General features: G+C 69.9%; 19 protein-coding genes. 14 read left to right on the forward strand and 5 right to left on the reverse strand.

Annotated features, from left to right (window positions below; genetic code table 11):
- The 4 genes from E4O86_RS09640 to E4O86_RS09655 form a co-directional block, all read left to right on the forward strand.
- The coding region (locus E4O86_RS09640; RefSeq protein WP_161140324.1) for a hypothetical protein at window positions 1–181 on the forward strand (181 nt) is incomplete at its 5' end.
- Window positions 178–630, forward strand: coding sequence for a periplasmic heavy metal sensor (locus tag E4O86_RS09645; RefSeq protein ID WP_161140325.1), 453 nt, complete (start codon window positions 178–180; stop codon window positions 628–630). The genes E4O86_RS09640 and E4O86_RS09645, both read left to right, overlap by 4 nt.
- Before the next feature lie 100 nt (window positions 631–730).
- Window positions 731–1,543, forward strand: coding sequence for a glycosyltransferase (locus tag E4O86_RS09650; RefSeq protein WP_246206321.1), 813 nt, complete (start codon window positions 731–733; stop codon window positions 1,541–1,543).
- Complete coding sequence (locus E4O86_RS09655; protein ID WP_161140327.1) at window positions 1,540–2,475, forward strand: NAD-dependent epimerase/dehydratase family protein; 936 nt, start codon at window positions 1,540–1,542, stop codon at window positions 2,473–2,475. The genes E4O86_RS09650 and E4O86_RS09655 overlap by 4 nt, the downstream gene beginning before the upstream one ends.
- Here the strand turns inward: E4O86_RS09655 and E4O86_RS09660 are convergent.
- Window positions 2,456–3,175, reverse strand: a complete 720-nt coding sequence (locus E4O86_RS09660) for a helix-turn-helix domain-containing protein (RefSeq protein WP_161140328.1) — start codon at window positions 3,173–3,175, stop codon at window positions 2,456–2,458. The genes E4O86_RS09655 and E4O86_RS09660 overlap by 20 nt on opposite strands.
- Before the next feature lie 137 nt (window positions 3,176–3,312).
- Between E4O86_RS09660 and E4O86_RS09665 the strand changes: the two genes are divergently transcribed.
- Window positions 3,313–4,059: a response regulator gene (locus E4O86_RS09665; protein ID WP_161140329.1), complete on the forward strand. Its 747-nt coding sequence runs from the start codon at window positions 3,313–3,315 to the stop codon at window positions 4,057–4,059.
- Between the two features lie 13 nt (window positions 4,060–4,072).
- On the opposite strand, the gene E4O86_RS09670 is transcribed toward E4O86_RS09665, so the two are convergent.
- On the reverse strand, window positions 4,073–6,283 hold the full coding sequence (locus E4O86_RS09670; RefSeq protein WP_161140330.1) for a PAS domain S-box protein: 2,211 nt from the start codon (window positions 6,281–6,283) through the stop codon (window positions 4,073–4,075).
- Window positions 6,284–6,569: 286 nt separating this feature from the next.
- Between E4O86_RS09670 and arfB the strand changes: the two genes are divergently transcribed.
- Both arfB and E4O86_RS09680 read left to right on the forward strand, forming a co-directional pair.
- Window positions 6,570–6,995, forward strand: coding sequence for an alternative ribosome rescue aminoacyl-tRNA hydrolase ArfB (arfB, locus tag E4O86_RS09675; protein ID WP_161140331.1), 426 nt, complete (start codon window positions 6,570–6,572; stop codon window positions 6,993–6,995).
- Between the two features lie 51 nt (window positions 6,996–7,046).
- Complete coding sequence (locus E4O86_RS09680) at window positions 7,047–8,471, forward strand: MATE family efflux transporter (protein WP_161140332.1); 1,425 nt, start codon at window positions 7,047–7,049, stop codon at window positions 8,469–8,471.
- Here E4O86_RS09680 and E4O86_RS09685 read toward each other — a convergent pair.
- A complete protein-coding gene (locus E4O86_RS09685) occupies window positions 8,431–9,276 on the reverse strand; it encodes an alpha/beta fold hydrolase (RefSeq protein WP_161140333.1) in 846 nt (281 codons plus the stop codon). The two genes, E4O86_RS09680 and E4O86_RS09685, sit on opposite strands and share 41 nt — an antisense overlap.
- A gap of 141 nt (window positions 9,277–9,417) precedes the next feature.
- Here E4O86_RS09685 and E4O86_RS09690 point away from each other — a divergent pair, with 141 nt between their 5' ends.
- The 5 genes from E4O86_RS09690 (at window position 9,418) to E4O86_RS09710 (ending at window position 12,220) form a co-directional block, all read left to right on the forward strand.
- Window positions 9,418–9,693, forward strand: a complete 276-nt coding sequence (locus E4O86_RS09690) for a metal/formaldehyde-sensitive transcriptional repressor (RefSeq protein WP_161140334.1) — start codon at window positions 9,418–9,420, stop codon at window positions 9,691–9,693.
- Window positions 9,694–9,704: 11 nt separating this feature from the next.
- Window positions 9,705–10,640, forward strand: coding sequence for a CDF family Co(II)/Ni(II) efflux transporter DmeF (dmeF, locus tag E4O86_RS09695; RefSeq protein ID WP_161140335.1), 936 nt, complete (start codon window positions 9,705–9,707; stop codon window positions 10,638–10,640).
- A gap of 120 nt (window positions 10,641–10,760) precedes the next feature.
- Complete coding sequence (locus E4O86_RS09700; RefSeq protein WP_161140336.1) at window positions 10,761–11,129, forward strand: hypothetical protein; 369 nt, start codon at window positions 10,761–10,763, stop codon at window positions 11,127–11,129.
- Between the two features lie 364 nt (window positions 11,130–11,493).
- Window positions 11,494–11,778, forward strand: coding sequence for a hypothetical protein (locus tag E4O86_RS09705; RefSeq protein ID WP_161140337.1), 285 nt, complete (start codon window positions 11,494–11,496; stop codon window positions 11,776–11,778).
- Between the two features lie 46 nt (window positions 11,779–11,824).
- Entirely contained in the window at window positions 11,825–12,220 is a 396-nt protein-coding gene (locus tag E4O86_RS09710) for a retroviral-like aspartic protease family protein (RefSeq protein ID WP_161140338.1), read from the forward strand.
- A gap of 32 nt (window positions 12,221–12,252) precedes the next feature.
- Here the strand turns inward: E4O86_RS09710 and E4O86_RS09715 are convergent, their stop codons facing one another.
- Entirely contained in the window at window positions 12,253–12,759 is a 507-nt protein-coding gene (locus E4O86_RS09715; RefSeq protein WP_161140339.1) for a secondary thiamine-phosphate synthase enzyme YjbQ, read from the reverse strand.
- A 53-nt stretch (window positions 12,760–12,812) separates the two neighbouring features.
- On the opposite strand from E4O86_RS09715, the gene E4O86_RS09720 reads away from it, so the two are divergent.
- Window positions 12,813–13,781 carry an alpha/beta hydrolase gene (locus E4O86_RS09720; RefSeq protein WP_161140340.1) on the forward strand — a complete coding sequence of 323 codons (969 nt, stop codon included), beginning with the start codon at window positions 12,813–12,815 and terminating at the stop codon, window positions 13,779–13,781.
- Entirely contained in the window at window positions 13,754–14,638 is an 885-nt protein-coding gene (locus E4O86_RS09725; protein WP_161140341.1) for an acyl-CoA thioesterase, read from the forward strand. The genes E4O86_RS09720 and E4O86_RS09725 overlap by 28 nt, the downstream gene beginning before the upstream one ends.
- Here E4O86_RS09725 and E4O86_RS09730 read toward each other — a convergent pair.
- Window positions 14,629–15,126, reverse strand: a complete 498-nt coding sequence (locus E4O86_RS09730) for a hypothetical protein (RefSeq protein WP_161140342.1) — start codon at window positions 15,124–15,126, stop codon at window positions 14,629–14,631. The two genes, E4O86_RS09725 and E4O86_RS09730, sit on opposite strands and share 10 nt — an antisense overlap.
- Window positions 15,127–15,210 lie beyond the last annotated feature (84 nt).

The raw sequence follows: 15,210 nt of genomic DNA on the forward strand, positions 1-15,210 counted from the left end.
CGCCGCGCTCGCGCGCACCGTCCGCAGGCTGCGCTGGCCGGTGGCCGCGGCGGCCGTGCTCGCCGGCCTCGTGGTCGGCGGCGCGCTCGACCTGGCGATGGTGCCGACGCCCGCGCCGAACACCGAGATCGTGCTCCTCGATCCGCTGGTCTTCGGGCCCGAGGAGCTGGAGCTCAGATGATCGCGGAGCGCATCGTGCCGAGCCCGGTGAACTGGCCGGCGGTCCTGCTCGCGGCGTCGCTGGCGCTCAACGGGGTGCTCGCCGGCATCCTGGTCACCGGCCAGCTCCGCGCGGAACGGCATGTCGAGGGCGTGTCGAGGCCGCTCCGGCTCGAGCTCAAGGGCTTTGCCGGCCGGCTGCCGGCCGAAAGCCTCGACAAGGTCACGGCCGAGCTCGCGCCGCTGGAGCCCCAGGTCGACCGCCACATTGCGGAGCTCCGGCGGCTCCGTTCGGAAATCACCCGGCTCGCGGCGGCGCCGAGCCCGGACCGGGCCGCCATCGCGGAGCGCTTCGCCGCCATCCGCGCCGAGGTCGCGGCCCTCCAGACGCTTGTCCAGGGCGCCACGCTCGATGCCGTCCTGTCCCTTCCGCCGGAGGTGCGGGCGGAGCTCGCGGAGCCGCCGCGTTGACCGCGGCGCCTTCCGTCCGCAAGAAAGGTCGGGCGATCTGCCGCACGGCTAGGGGGGATTGATGCAACGTGCCGCGCCGAAAGGAACCGCGACGGGCCGCATGGCCTTCGTGACCCTCGTCACGAACGGCGAATACGGGATGGGGGCGCTCGCGCTCCTGCGCTCGCTGAGGCACACCGGCACGCGCGCCGATTTCGTCGTGCTCGCCACCGCCGAGGCCGAACGGCTCGACGAGCTTGCGGCGGAGGGCGCGCGGATCGTGCCGGTCCGCCAGCCGCCCCTCTCGGAAGGCTTCCGCCAGCGCCACAGCCGCGATGCGCTGCATCGGGCCGCGCCCTTCAACAAGGGCAACAAGCCGGCCTTCCACGATCCGATCGACAATTTCTGCAAGCTCGAGCTCTGGAAGCTCGAGGAATACGAGAAGGTGGTGTTCCTCGACGCCGATTCGGTCGTGGTGAAGCCGATCGACATGCTGTTCGGCTTTCCCGAATTCGCCGGCGCGCCGAACCTCTATCAGGAGCTCGCCGATTTCCACCGGTTGAACTCCGGGGTCTTCGTCGCGGCGCCGAGCCGCGCCACCTATGACCGGCTGATCGCGCGCCTCGATACGCCCGGGATCTTCTGGCGGCGCACCGACCAGACCTTCCTCGAGACCTTCTTCCCGGACTGGCACAAGCTGCCCTACACGTTCAACACGATGCAGTACGTCTATTTCGCGCTGCCGGAGCTCTGGGTCTGGAAGAGCATCCGCGTCGTCCACTACCAGTACGAGAAGCCCTGGTCGGAGGCCAACCCGAAGGCCCATCTCCTGAAGCCGCTCGTCGATCTCTGGTGGCGGCTCTATGACGGCGCGCCGCCGCCCGCCGAGCTTCCCGTCAAGACGCCGGAAGAGGTCCGGGACCTCAGGGCGTGATTGCCGCCGTCACGGGCGCGACCGGCTATGTCGGCCAGTTCGTCGTCGGAAGGCTCCTGGCGGAAGGTGTCGCCGTCCGGGCCTGGCATCGCGGGGCCGTGCCGCCGCCGCTCTTCCCCGGGGTCGAATGGCTCGCCGGCAATCTCCGCGACGCGGCCTCGATCGGCCGCCTGGTGGCCGGCGCCGGGATCCTCGTCCATTGCGCGCTCGAGCACGTTCCAGGGCGCTATCGCGGCGGGGAGGGCGGCGATGTCGCCGGATTCTACGAAGCCAATCTCGCCGGCAGCGTGCGGCTCTTGCAGGCTGCGCGCGAGGCGGGGGTCGCGCGTGCGCTCGTCTTGTCGAGCCGCGCCGCGCTCGGCGACAGCCGGCCGGCGGGCCTCCTCGGCGATGACGCCCAGCCGCAGCCGGACAGCCATTACGGCGCCGTGAAGGCGGCTTTGGAGGCCGTCGTCTCGGCCTATGGGCGCGGCGAAGGCTGGCCCGTCGCGGCGCTCCGCCCGACCGGAATCTACGGCCTCGTCCAGCCGGTCGAACGGTCGAAATGGTTCGGGCTCGTTGCCGCCGCGCTCGACGGGGCCGCGGCGCCGGAACCGCGGGCGGGATCGGAAGTCCACGGCGCCGATGTCGCCGAGGCGGTGTGGCGGATCGTGACGGCGGATCCTGCGCTGGTCGCGGGCCGCGCCTTCAACTGCAGCGATCTCGCGGTCGACCGCGCCGATCTGATCGGGATCCTCGAAGGCCTTGCGGGCCGCCCGCTGGCCAGGCCGGCGCGGGCGCCGGCGCCGAGGATCGTGATGTCGTGTCCGGGGCTCGCGGCCCTCGGCGTCGTCTTCGGCGGCCGTCCCCGCCTGGAGGCGACGGTGGCGGAGCTTGCCGCGCAGGTGGAGGCCGGCGGGTGCCGGGCCGGCCTCAGGCAGCGCGGCGCATGAGCGGACGGGCGCACATCTCCTCGTCGACTTCGGCGATCGCGCGCAGCGCGCCCGCATTTCGGCCGCAGATCTGATGGCGTCCGCGCGCGGCGATCAGTCCCTGCCGCGAGAGCTTGGACATGATGCGGCTCACGGTCTCGATCGTGAGGCCGAGATAGTCCGCCATGTCGAGCCGCGTCATGGGCAGGTCGAACACGTCCCCGGACACGTCGTCGAGCCCGGCGCGGCGCATCATCGCGACGAGGAAGCTCGCAACCCGCTCCTCGGCGTTCTTCCGTCCGAGCAGGATCATCTGCTCGTGGGCGGCGCTCAGCTCCTCGCAGATGAGCGCGACATGCGCGCGATTGAGCGCGGGGCTCTGCTCCACGGCGGCCGCGAAGCGGCTCCGCCGCAGGCGGCGGAACGTGACCGGGTTGATCGCCTCGGCCGTCCAGGGGAAGTCCTCGCCCTCGGCAAGCCCGAGGAACTCTCCGGCGAAGACGAAGCGCAGGATCGCGCGGCGGCCGTCCGGCAGGATGCGGCAGAGCCGCAGCGCTCCCCCGCAAATCTCGAAAATGTCGGTTGCCTTGTCGCCTTGCCAGGCCAATGCTTCGCCGGCATCAAGAGACTCGATCGGCTGACCACGGGTGAGGTCCCGGATATCGGCAATGCCGTTCGAGGTGTTGCGGTGGGCGGAGAGCGGAGAGATGGTGGTCGACATGGCGGTTCTCCCGGTTCATTCAGTAGGCGCAATGAACAGGAGCAGCGTCACGGTCGAATGGCGCTTGGTGCTGCGATCGGTGTGATTGCGTCACCGATTGTTACAGCGGCGGGGCACGAGCGGGACTGGCCCGGAGTATGGCGGCGGAGCAGGAATTTCAGAACCACATCCTCGTCGTCGATGACGACCCGCGCATCCGCCAGATGCTTTCCCGCTATTTCGCGGACGAGGGCTTCCGGGTCGGAACGGCGCAGGGCGGCGCGGCGATGCGCGCCTATCTCGACGAGAACGCCGTGGATCTCGTGTTTCTCGATCTCGGCCTGCCGGACGAGGACGGCTTCGCGCTCGCGCGCGACCTGAGGACGCGGAGCCGGGCCGGCGTGATCATGATCACCGGTCGCGGCGACGTGGTCGATCGCATCGTCGGTCTCGAGATCGGCGCCGACGATTACATCACCAAGCCCTTCCATCTGCGCGAGGTGCTGGCGCGGGCGAAGAGCGTGCTCCGCCGCGTGCGGGAGGCGGCGCCCGCGCCCCAGGCTGCGGAGCCGGCCGATCCCGAGGACGAGCGGTTCGGGTTCGAAGGATGGACCCTGGACCTCATGCGGCGCGAGCTCGTGTCGCCCGGCGGCGAGGATGTCCCTCTGACCACGGGCGAGTTCGCGCTTCTCTGCGCCTTCGTCCGGAATGCCGGCCGCGTGCTCGATCGCGACCGTCTCATGGATCTCACGCGCGGGCGCGAATGGCATGCCTATGATCGCGCCATCGACACGCAGATCGCGCGCCTGCGGAAGAAGATCGAGTCCGATCCGCAGAGCCCGGCGCTCATCAAGTCCGTGCGCGGCGTCGGCTACGTCTTCGCCGCCAAGGTCCAGCGGCTTTGAGGGGGCGCCCGGTTCAGCGCTGGAGAAGCTCGCGGAACCTCCGCGCGAGCTCGATCGCCGTATAGGGCTTGCGCAGCCATTCCGTTCCTTCTCCGGCGGCCTGCCGCAGGCTCTCCGGCTCCGCGTAGCCCGTCGTCAGCAGGATCCTTGCCGCGGGCAGGCGCTTGTGGACCTCGCGCGCGAGCTCCATGCCGCTCATGCCGCCCGGCATCACCATGTCGGTGAAGAGGAGGTCGATGTCGGAGCTCTGTTCCAGCACGCGAAGCGCGGAGGGCCCGTCCGCCGCCTCCAGGACCGAATATCCGAGCTCCGTCAGCCGGGCGACCGTGATGCGCCGCAGCCGTGCCTCGTCCTCGACCACGAGCACCGTCTCGCCGTCGCCGGGGAAGGCGGCGGCGGAGGTCCCGCTCGGCGCCTCCAGGGCCGCCGGCTCGTCGGGGGCGGGCGGCAGATAGAGGCGGACGGACGTGCCGTGCTCCGGCTCGCTGTAGAGCTGCACGTGGCCGCCGGACTGCTTCACGAACCCGTAGACCATGCTGAGGCCGAGGCCGGTTCCCGAGCCGACCGGCTTGGTGGTGAAGAAGGGCTCGAAGGCGCGCTCCTGCACCTCGCGGCTCATGCCCCCGCCGGTGTCGGTGACGGTGATGGAGACATAGCGCCCGGCCCGCACTTCCGAATGCGAGCGCGCATAGTCCATGTCCAGCTCCGCATTCGCCACTTCGAAGGTCAGCGTGCCGCCGTTCGGCATGGCGTCGCGCGCATTGATGGCGAGGTTGAGCAGCGCGTTCTGGAGCTGCGACGGGTCGACCTGCGTCTTCAGGATGTGGTCGGCGACCTTGGTCCTGACCTGGATCGTCTCGCCGAGGGTGCGCCTGAAGAGGCCGGAAAGGTCGTTGATCATCGTGCCGACGTCGACGACGCGCGGAACGAGCGGCTGCCGGCGGCCGAAGGCGAGCAGCCGTTCGGTGAGCTGCGCCCCGAGCTGGGCCGTCTCCATCGCCTCGTTGAGGAGCGTGCGCTGCGGCTCGGACCCGTCGAGCTTTCCCTCCAGCATCTCCAGGTTTCCGATGATCACCGTGAGCAGGTTGTTGAAGTCGTGCGCGATGCCGCCGGTGAGCTGTCCGACCGCCTCCATCTTCTGCGACTGTCGGAGCTCCTGCTCGAGCCTCTGGTTGGTCGTGAGGTCGCGCACGAAGCCCGTGAAGAGGCGGAGGTTCGGCGTGTTGACCTCGCCGACGGCGAGCTCCATCGGAAAGGTTCCGCCGTCCTTGCGCTGCCCGGTCACGATCCGGCCGATGCCGATGATGCGGCGTTCGCCGGTGCGGCGGTATCGCTCCATATAGCCGTCGTGCTCGTCCCGGTAGGGGTTCGGCATGAGCATGCTGACATTCTTGCCGATCACCTCGTCGGCGCGGTAGCCGAACAGCGTCTCGGACGACTTGCTGAAGCTCTCGACGACCCCGAACTCGTCGATCGTGATGAGCGCCTCCGGGACGGTGTCGAGGATCGAGCGCAGCCGCGCCTCGCGCTCGGCGAGCGCGGCGTCCGTGCGCCGCAGCTCGGTCACGTCGAGGACGGTCCCGACCAGCCTGCGCGCGTCGCCCTGCCGCTCCCGGCTGGAGCGCATCGTGCAGGCCACGATCCGGCTCTCGCCGTCCGGGCGGACGATGCGGAAGTCGTTCTCGACCGTCTTCGGGGCGGGCAGCCCGTCGGCGAGCTGCTGGGCGAAGCGCTTGCGGTCGTCGGGATGGACCGTGAGGAGCAGCTCCTGCTCGGAGAGCGTCCTCGCCTCCTCGCCGAGCCCGAAGATGCGCACGCACTCGGCCGAGCAGGCGATCTCGCGATTGCCGACCACCCGCTCGAAATGGCCGAGATGGGTGATGCTCTGCGCTTCCTGCAGCGTCGCCTCGCTGCGCTGCACGGCGTTGATCGAGGCGCGGTGCCGGTCGGCGATGATGGCGGTGAGGATGATCGCCAAAGCGGCGACGATGCGGTTGACGATCGTCTCCGGCGTGCCCCAGGCCGGGCTGTCGGGCGAGATCCAGTAGCCGAGCGCGAGCAGGCAGATCGCCGCCGCGGCGAGCCCGGCGATGGACGCGCGCCAGGGCAGCCAGAAGGTCAGCATCATGATGCCGAGATAGACGAGGCCGCTCGCGTACTCGACGGGGAGCAGCGCATCGAGCCCGACGGCGGCGCACAGCAGCGCTATGGCGGCGAGAAGCAAGGCCGTTCCGTTCCTGAGCACCCCGGCGCCGGAGCTTCCGGGAGTGGCGCCCGCCGCGGCGGCAGCTGCGCTTCCGATCTGTCCCCGTGCCTCGTCCACCTTCCGTCCCTTCCGGTCCGCTCGCCTTGATCGGGATCAAACCGCACAGGTCCGCCGGGGCAAGCGCAAAATGCTCCGCTGCGGTCCCATGCCGGCCGCCGCCCGCCGCGCGGCCGTCGATCCGGACTGTTCAAGCGGCCCCGTCGGCGCCATCTGGAGGACGCGCGGGCGGATCCCGCGGGAGCCCATGATGATCAGGATCAACCCGGCGCTCTCAATCGACGAGGGCGAGATCGAGGAGCATTTCGTCCGCGCGTCGGGGCCCGGCGGGCAGAACGTCAACAAGGTGTCGAGCGCGGTCGAGCTCCGCTTCGACGTCCGCCGCTCGCCGAGCCTGCCGGAGCCGGTGCAACTGCGCGCCGAGCGGCTCGCCGGCGCGCGCCTCACCAAGGACGGCGTGATCGTGATCTTCGCCGACCGCTTCCGCACCCAGGAGCGCAACCGCGCCGATGCGCTCGCCCGTCTGGTCGCGCTCCTGAGGGAGGCCGCGATCCAGCCGAAGCCGCGCCGGCCCACCCGGCCGACCGCCGCATCGCGCCGCAGGCGGCTCGCCGAGAAGAAGGAGCGCGGCGCGGTCAAGCGGCTCCGCTCGGACCGGCCGCGCCCGGATTGAGGCGCGCGCCCGCACTGGCCAAGCCGGCCGCCCGGGTCTAGAAGCGCCGCCATGTCGGACATCGCGGTGAGGATCGGGGGCGCGCGGCGCACGTGGGCCCATGAGGCCCGTGCGACCCTTTCGCTCGCCTGGCCGATCATCCTCACCAATCTCGCCCAGACCGGCATGACGGCGACCGACGTCGTGCTGATGGGCTGGCTCGGGCCGGACCGCCTCGCCGCGGGCGCCCTCGCCTCCAACCTCTATTTCGTCTTCCTGATCTTCGGCATCGGCCTTCTCGGCGCGACCGCCGCCATGGTGGCCCGCGAGCTCGGCCGCCGCTTCAACTCGGTGCGGGATGTCCGGCGCACGGTGCGCCAGGGCCTCTGGAGCGCGGCGGCGATTACCGTCCCGGTCTGGCTCGTGCTGTGGAACGCGGAGCCGATCCTGGTCGGGCTGCTCGGCCAGGATCCGGCGCTCGCGCGCCGGGCGGCCGCCTACATGCACGCGCTGCAATGGTCGATGCTGCCCTTCCTCTGCTACATCGTGCTCCGCAGCTTCGTGGCGGCGCTCGAGCGCCCGGTCTGGGCCCTTCTCGTCGGCGCGGTGGCGATCGCGGTCAATGCCGTGCTCGACTGGCTCCTGATGTTCGGCGCGCTCGGGCTGCCGCGGCTCGAACTCGTCGGCGCCGGCCTCGCCACGACGATCTGCAGCACGCTGATGTTCCTCGGGCTCGCGGCGATCGTCTCCCGCGACCGGCGCTTCCGCCGCTACCGCGTCTTCGGCCGGCTCTGGCGCGCCGACTGGCCGCGCCTCGGCCAGCTGTGGGGGCTCGGCCTGCCGATCGCGGCGGCCGTCCTCTTCGAGGTCTCGATCTTCAACGCGGCGGTGTTCCTGATGGGGCTGATCGGGCCGGCGAGCCTCGCCGCCCATTCCATCGCGATCCAGCTCGCCTCGCTCGCCTTCATGGTGCCGATGGGCTTCGGCCAGGCCGCCACGGTGCGGGTGGGGCGCGCCTTCGGAGCCGGCGACGTCGAAGCGATCGGTCGCGCCGGCTGGACGGCCTATGTGCTCGGCGTCGGGTTCATGGCGCTGACGGCGCTCGCGATGGTCACGATACCGCGCCTCCTCGTCGGCGTGTTCCTGGACGTGCGCGACCCCGAGAATGCCGAGGTCGTGGCCCTCGCGGTGACCTTTCTCGGCTTCGCGGCGCTGTTCCAGATCTTCGACGGCGCGCAGGCGGTCGGCTCCGGCATGCTGCGCGGCCTCCACGATACGCGCGTGCCGATGTTCATCGCGCTCTTCGGCTATTGGGGCGTCGGGCTGCCGCTCGGGGCGCTGCTCGCCTTCCGCTTCGGGCTCGCGGGCTCCGGCATCTGGATCGGCCTCGCGAGCGGCCTTGCCGTCGTCGCGCTGCTGATGACGGCGCGCTGGGTCCGGCGCAAGCGGCTCGGCCTCACGCCGCGCCCGGCCGCGGTGGGCAGAGCGGTCGGCTGACCTGCGGGGCCGCGCCGTCGACCTCGCGCAGGAAGCGGAGCGTCTCCGCCGCGCAGAAATCCGGGCTCGTCGCGGCGGTGTGATAGCCGGCGCCCGGAACCGGCACGAAGCGCGCATCGGGGATCTGCCGCAGCCAGCCGGTGATCTGGGCGATCGGCCGGCGCGCGCTGTCGGTCGAGAGCGCGAGCGTCGGCGCGGCGACGCGGCCGAGATCGTCGCGCACGTCGATCTCCGCCACGTGGCGCATGAAGCCGATCATGGTGGATGCCGGCGAGCGCGCGGTGAGCGCGATCCACCACGCCTTCGCGGCCGGCTCCATGTCCGGGCCCATCCGTTCGTCCATGGTCGCCTCGGCCCAGGCCCGGATGCCCTCGCGCGCCATCATATCGGCCGAGGACGTGCCGTCGGGTCCGGTGACGGCGCCCCCGAGCAGCGTCAGGCTGCGGACGAGGCCGGGCCTCCGGGCGGCGGTCCGGATCGCGATCGGGACCGCGATCTTCGCCGCCACGATATGGGCGGGCTCCCCGGCAAGGCCTTCGAGAAGCGCGACCACGTCCTCCGCCATCCCGTCGATCGTCCAGGGATGGTCGAGCGCGGCCGGCGTCGAGGCGCCGAATCCCCGGCGGTCGACGCGGATCACGGGATAGTCCCGGGCGAGATGCGGGACCCAGGCGCGCCAGGCCTCGTGCGATTCGCCGAAGCCGTGGAGCATGAGCACCGGCGGCGCCTTGCGCCAGGGATCGGTGAAGTCGTCGATCCGGTAGAACAGCTCGGCGCCGTCCGGGAGCGGAAACCTGCCCTCCATGTGAAATCCTCCCCCTCTTCGTCTGTTGGCTTGGTCTGTTGGCGTGGCATGGGGCGGGCAAGGTGCCGCCGGCAGGCCGTTCCCGCGCTCTGCAGGCGCCCGGCTTCCCCCGAAGGGCGCCATGGGGTAGGGTCCTACCCTATGACCCACGTAATATCCAACAAGGATCGGCTCCTCGCGCGCGTCCGCCGCATCGCCGGCCAGGTCGCCGCGATCGAGAAGGCGATCGCCGACGAGGCCGGCTGCTCGACCGTCCTTCACCAGGTCGCCGGTGTCCGCGGCGCGGTGGCGGGGCTGATGGACGAGCTGATCGAGGATCATGTGCGCGAGCACGTGGCGCGTCCCGGTCTCACCGATGAAGCCCGTGCCGAAGCCGCCGACGAGCTGGTCGCGGCGGTGCGCAGGTACGCCAAGTGAGGACCTCCTCCATGTCCTTCGATCCCGAGTTCGATGCCCTGACGCACGACCATGTCTTCCTCGGTCACGGTCACGACGAGAACGCCCGGCGCACCTTGTGGGTGGTGGTCCTGACCGCCGTCATGATGGTCGCGGAGATCGTGGCCGGCGCGCTCTTCAACTCGATGGCGCTGCTTGCCGACGGATTCCACATGGCGACCCATGCCGGCGCGCTCGGCGTCTCGGCCGTAGCCTATGCCTATGCAAGAAAGCACGCGCGCAGCCGCCGCTACAGCTTCGGCACGGGGAAGGTCGGCGATCTCGCCGGCTTCGCCTCCGCGCTCGTGCTCGGGATCGTGGCGCTCGGCATCGCGTTCGAGTCCGTCAGCCGCGTCTTCGATCCGCGCACGGTCGCATTCGACGAGGCGACGATCATCGCCGTCGTCGGCCTGCTCGTGAACATTGCGAGCGCCGTCCTGCTCGGCGGCGGGCATCATCACGGGCACGGGGGCCATGACCATGACCATGACCATGACCATGGCGATCATCACCATCATCACCATCATCACGACAACAATCTGCGCTCGGCCTATCTCCACGTCCTCGCCGACGCGCTCACCTCGGTGTTCGCGATCGCGGCGCTCCTCGGCGGCCGCTATCTCGGCTGGGTCTGGCTCGACCCCGTCATGGGCATCGTCGGGGCGGTCGTGATCGCGAGCTGGTCGTGGACGCTCATGCGGGACACGGCCTCCGTGCTCCTCGACAAGTCGGATCCGCATCTCGAGGATGAAATCCGGCACGAGGTCGAGGGACCGGGCGGCGCCCGCATCACCGATCTCCACGTCTGGCGCGTCGGCCCGGGCGCGCACGCGGCGATCGTCAGCGTGACGGGTGCCGATCGCGATGCCGTGCGGCGCCGGCTCGCCCCGCTCCACGCGATCGCGCACCTCACCGTGGAAGCGCGATAGCCCCTGGAGGCTGAAGCAGGCGAAGCGCGCCGCCCGTCTTGTGCCGTTGGTCGCCCGGCGCAGGAACCGTGCTTCTCCGACCGTCATTACCGCTTCGGACGCAATTTTCACGAGGCGGTCATGGATGAAATCAGGAGCCTTGCGGTTCTGGCGGTCGGGCGGGTGGTGTCGGCCTCCCTTCTCGGGCTCGGACTGGTGCTGCTCGTCGCCGATCTCGCGCCGTCATCGGCCCTGGCCGTCGCGGGCACCGGTTCGCTGCTTCTGACCTTGCATCTCCTTGCGCGGGCGAGCCGGATCGGGGAGGCGGATGCCGGCGATTCCGAGCTCTGGTCCATGCTCGCCCCCGAGCGGCGGCCGGCAAAAAGCGACGAGGCCTGGCGCCGGCTGAGCGAGGCCCTGTTCGAGACGCATCTCCGGTTCGCGCGCCGGACGGCGGCTGTCACCGCGATCTTCTTCGCCGCGGCCCTGCTGCTCGATCTCGCGTTCTGACCCCCGTCCGCGTCCGCGGGCGCCGCTCACCGCCCGGCGAAGACGAGATCGACATGCCGGCGGTGCGGCCTGTCCCGGTGCTCGACGAGATAGATCCCCTACCATGTCCCGAAACGGAAGAAGAACCACACGACCGGCGCATGATGTCCGACGTGGTGCGTCGGATCGGCAAGATGCCATGTCGGATGCGGGGAGCCGGCTGGTCGAGCGGGAGAGCAAGAAGGCGATGGGGCGGATGTCTTGGGCCGCGTGCGATTCGCTACAGGGGTTGTGAACTCATTCGTTGCATGCCCATATATGTTGCACTGCACGAAAGGAAACTTTCGGGCGATTTGGTGATCGGGGAAATCATCGGGAGGTACGCATGGCGAAGCTTCTTGAGACGATGACGCATGATTTGGAAGCCAACGCTCGTCGGATCCATGCGAACCTTCGCGACTATGCCGACACTGCGTCAGTGTTTTCGTCCGATTCGCCGCGCTTGATCGATTCTTTTGAAGGCAAGTGGGTTGGGGTGTACCACGGCAAAGTAGCGGCTGCGGCCGATTCTCTGGAGGAAGTAGCCGAAGCTATGGCTGCCAAGGGCATACCGCTCGGAGAGTCAATGATCAGAAGGATTGACAGGGACGAGAAGACGCTGATTCTCTGATCGGATGCTTCTAGGTCGTTTTGGAAACTCGACAGGGCGGCCCTACATGACCGCTCATATCATGGTTCCCTCACTAGGAATCAGGGGCTCTGTCTCGTTTCTGCTTGATACCGGTGCAGATCAGACTGTCTTGATGCCAACCGACGCAATCAGATTAGGTGTGGACACCTCGAAATTGACGACGCCCGCGACAACTTACGGCGTGGGTGGCCGTAGTGATGACTTTCAGGAGAAGGCGCTCATTCTGTTCAGTGACGGGGTGCTCCATGTCTACGAAGTAGACTTGATCCTGATGCAATCAAGGCCTGCTCTGGTAAATGCACCGTCTCTCCTGGGCCGGAACATAATAAACCGCTGGCGGGTCACCTTTGACTATCCAGGAAACATCGTGGCCGCTGAGATCGTCTCCTCGGACCGGCAAATTCCTATTCCGTCGGGCTGAGACCTCTACGCCGTCCTCCGCCGGTACCCAGCTCACGTCCGGCTGACGCCCGAGGCCATCGCAAGCGCAAGCGTCCGCCGTGCCAGCGCACCACTCTCGAGGCGGCGGAAGTCCTCTTTCCAAGCGGCCTCATTGGCGCACTGGAACAGACACCGCGGAGCCGGGCAGGCGTCGGTGATTCTTTTTTGCCTTAGGCGCGCTTTTCGCGCTTCCTCCATAAGGCGGCGCACATGCGCCGGCATGTCGTCGGGCCCCTCGGTGTCGTGGCGCCAGGCGGCGTTCCGCGGCGCCAGCCGGTCGAGTGCCGTCAGGAGGTCGTGCCGGACGTCGGGGTCGGCGTTCTCCTGGATGGCGAGCGACGCCGAAGTGTGGCGGACGAAGAGCGTGAGAAGACCGTCCTCGGCGCCGGCCTCCCGCAGGAAGCGCGCGGCGGCATCCGTGATCTCCTGGAAGCCCTGCCCAAGCGTGTCCACCGTCAGCGCCGACCGCGCGATGCGCTCGAGCGCGAAGGTCTCGACCGGCTCGCCCGCTATCGCCATCTGGACCGCGCCTCCGCCATCTGCTTTCTGGCCCGGCGGAGGACCTAGCATCCATGAGCGGAATTTTCGACCCCGCGCTCTTCGCGGATGCGGCGATCGACGCCGAGACGCGGGCCAGGAACGAGGCGCTCATCGCCGCGGCCCGTGCGGCGCCGGATCGCTGGCGGTTCACCGCCGACGAGCTCCGCGCCGCGCGTCGCGCCGGCTTCAGCCCCTTCCGCCTCGAAAGGCCCAGCCCGCGCGCCGGCATGCTGGCCGCCCCCGGTGTCGGCGGCCGTCCCGACGTGCCGCTGCGGGTCATTCCGCCGCGGGACGGGCCGCCGCGCGGGGCCTATCTCTACATTCACGGCGGCGGCTGGATGCTCAATTCCGCCGACAGCCAGGACGAGCGGCTGGAGCAGCTCGCCGACCGCACCGGGCTCGTCTGCGTCTCCGTCGAGTACCGGCTCGCGCCGGAACATCCCTATCCGGCCGGCCCGGACGATTGCGAGACGGCCGCCTTGTGGCTCACCGGCGCGGGCGCGTCGCGGTTCGGCGTCGAGCGGCTCTTCATCGGCGGCGAATCGGCGGGGGCGCATCTCGCCGCCGTCACGCTGCTCCGGCTCCGGGACAGGCACGGGATGACGCCGTTTCGCGGCGCCAATCTCGTCTGCGGCGCCTTCGATCTCGGCCTGACGCCGTCGATGCGGGCGCAGGAGGTGCCGCTCGTGCTCGCCCGCCGCGATACGGAGGCCTTCGTCGCGCGCTTTCTTCAGAACGGCGAGGACGTCCGCGATCCCGACGTCTCGCCGCTCTATGGCGATCTCGCCGGCATGCCGCCCGCGCTTTTCAGCTGCGGCACGCGCGACGGCCTCCTCGACGACACGCTCTTCATGGCGGCCCGTTGGGCGGCCGCCGGCTCGCAGGCCGAGCTCTCGCTCTGGCCGGGCGGGGCGCATTTCTTTCAAGGAATCCACATGCCGCTCGCCGAGCGGAGCAACCGGGAGATGGACGAATGGCTGAAGCGGATGTGCGACCGGTGATCCCGAGGCTCCGCAACGCCCCGGTCACGCTCCGCTCGTTCGTCAACACCTGGGAATGCGACGAGAACGGTCACATGAACGTGCAGTTCTACGCGGAGCGCTTCGATCAGGCGGCGGTGATGGCGGCGCTCGACGGCGCGCCCGCCGCGCTGCCGATGGTGCGGCACGTCCGCTATCACCGCGAGCTTCATCCCGGCGAGGGGGTCTCCATCCATTCCGCGCTGGTGCTCGGCGGGCCGCATCCCGTGACCATGGTTCACGGGCTCTTCTCGATCGATCGCGACGTCCTGAGCGCGACCGTTCTCGACGGCTTTCCGGAAGGAACCGAGCCGCGCGGCGCGGCCGCCATCCGCTATTCCGACGTGCCCGAAGCGGCGCCGCGGGCCATGCCGGTCGAGCCCGTGCCGCTCGGGGCGAGCATTGCCGGGCTCCTCGCCGAAGGCGCGCGCGAGACCTTCCGGGGGATCGTCCCGGCGCGGCTCTGCAACAGGCAAGGCATCGGCGCGAGCCGCGTCGTGGTCCATTGCATGACGGACGGCGCCGGCCATGCCTGGAGCGAGATCGGGGTCCGGCGCGACTTCTTCGAGGCGAACAATCTCGGCCGCGCGGTGGTCGAATCGAAGCTCACCCTGGCGGCGCCGCTCGAGGCCGACATGCCCGTCGTGATGCTCACCAGCTACGGCGAACCGCTCGGCAAGGTGTTCCTGTATCGCCACCATGTCTTCGACCTCGCGACCGGTCGGCTGATGGCGACCGGCGACATCGGGACGGTCGTGTTCGACATGGCGGCCCGCAAGGCGGTCGATCTCCCGCCCGAGATCCGGGGACGCATCGCCGCGGAGCCGGGTCAGAGCTGATCGGGTGGTGCGCTGCCGCCGTCACCATAGTCGCGCTTGAGCCGCTGCATCATGTCCAGCATGCGGCGGAACGCCCGCTCGGTGAAGTCGAGCGCCTTGTCGAGCTCGTCTTCCGTCGGCATGTCCGGCCCGCGCGGCGCGGCGGCCGCCGGCGGCGGCGCCTGCGGGGTCTGGAGGCCGCGCGCCGCCTCCAGGTCGGAGAGCCGCGCCTCGAGCCGGTCGATGCGGCCGTTCAGGCGGTCGATCTCGTCGAAGAGCGCGTTCCGCTCGTTCGGAAGGAGGCGGCAGCTCGCGCCGGGTCCGGATCCGGAGCAGAGCTCGACCGCTCCGGTCGAACGGTCGACGCGCCAGGCGCCCTCGGGCGCCGGCACGGTCGCGTAGCGGCCTTCGGCGGAGCTCTCCTGGGCACCGGCGCGCGGCGCCGGCGCAACGGCGAGCGTCGCAAGTCCGAAGAGCGCGAGCGCGCCCCATCCCGCAGTCCTACGCATCGTGCGATCTCCTTCGGCGACCGTCTCTCCGCGCGAGAGGATAGGGCAGCCCATCCCGTCTCGAAACCCGCTTGCCCCCCGGGC

This window comes from Propylenella binzhouense (genome assembly GCF_009866965.1).
Classification (GTDB): domain Bacteria; phylum Pseudomonadota; class Alphaproteobacteria; order Rhizobiales; family Afifellaceae; genus Propylenella; species Propylenella binzhouense.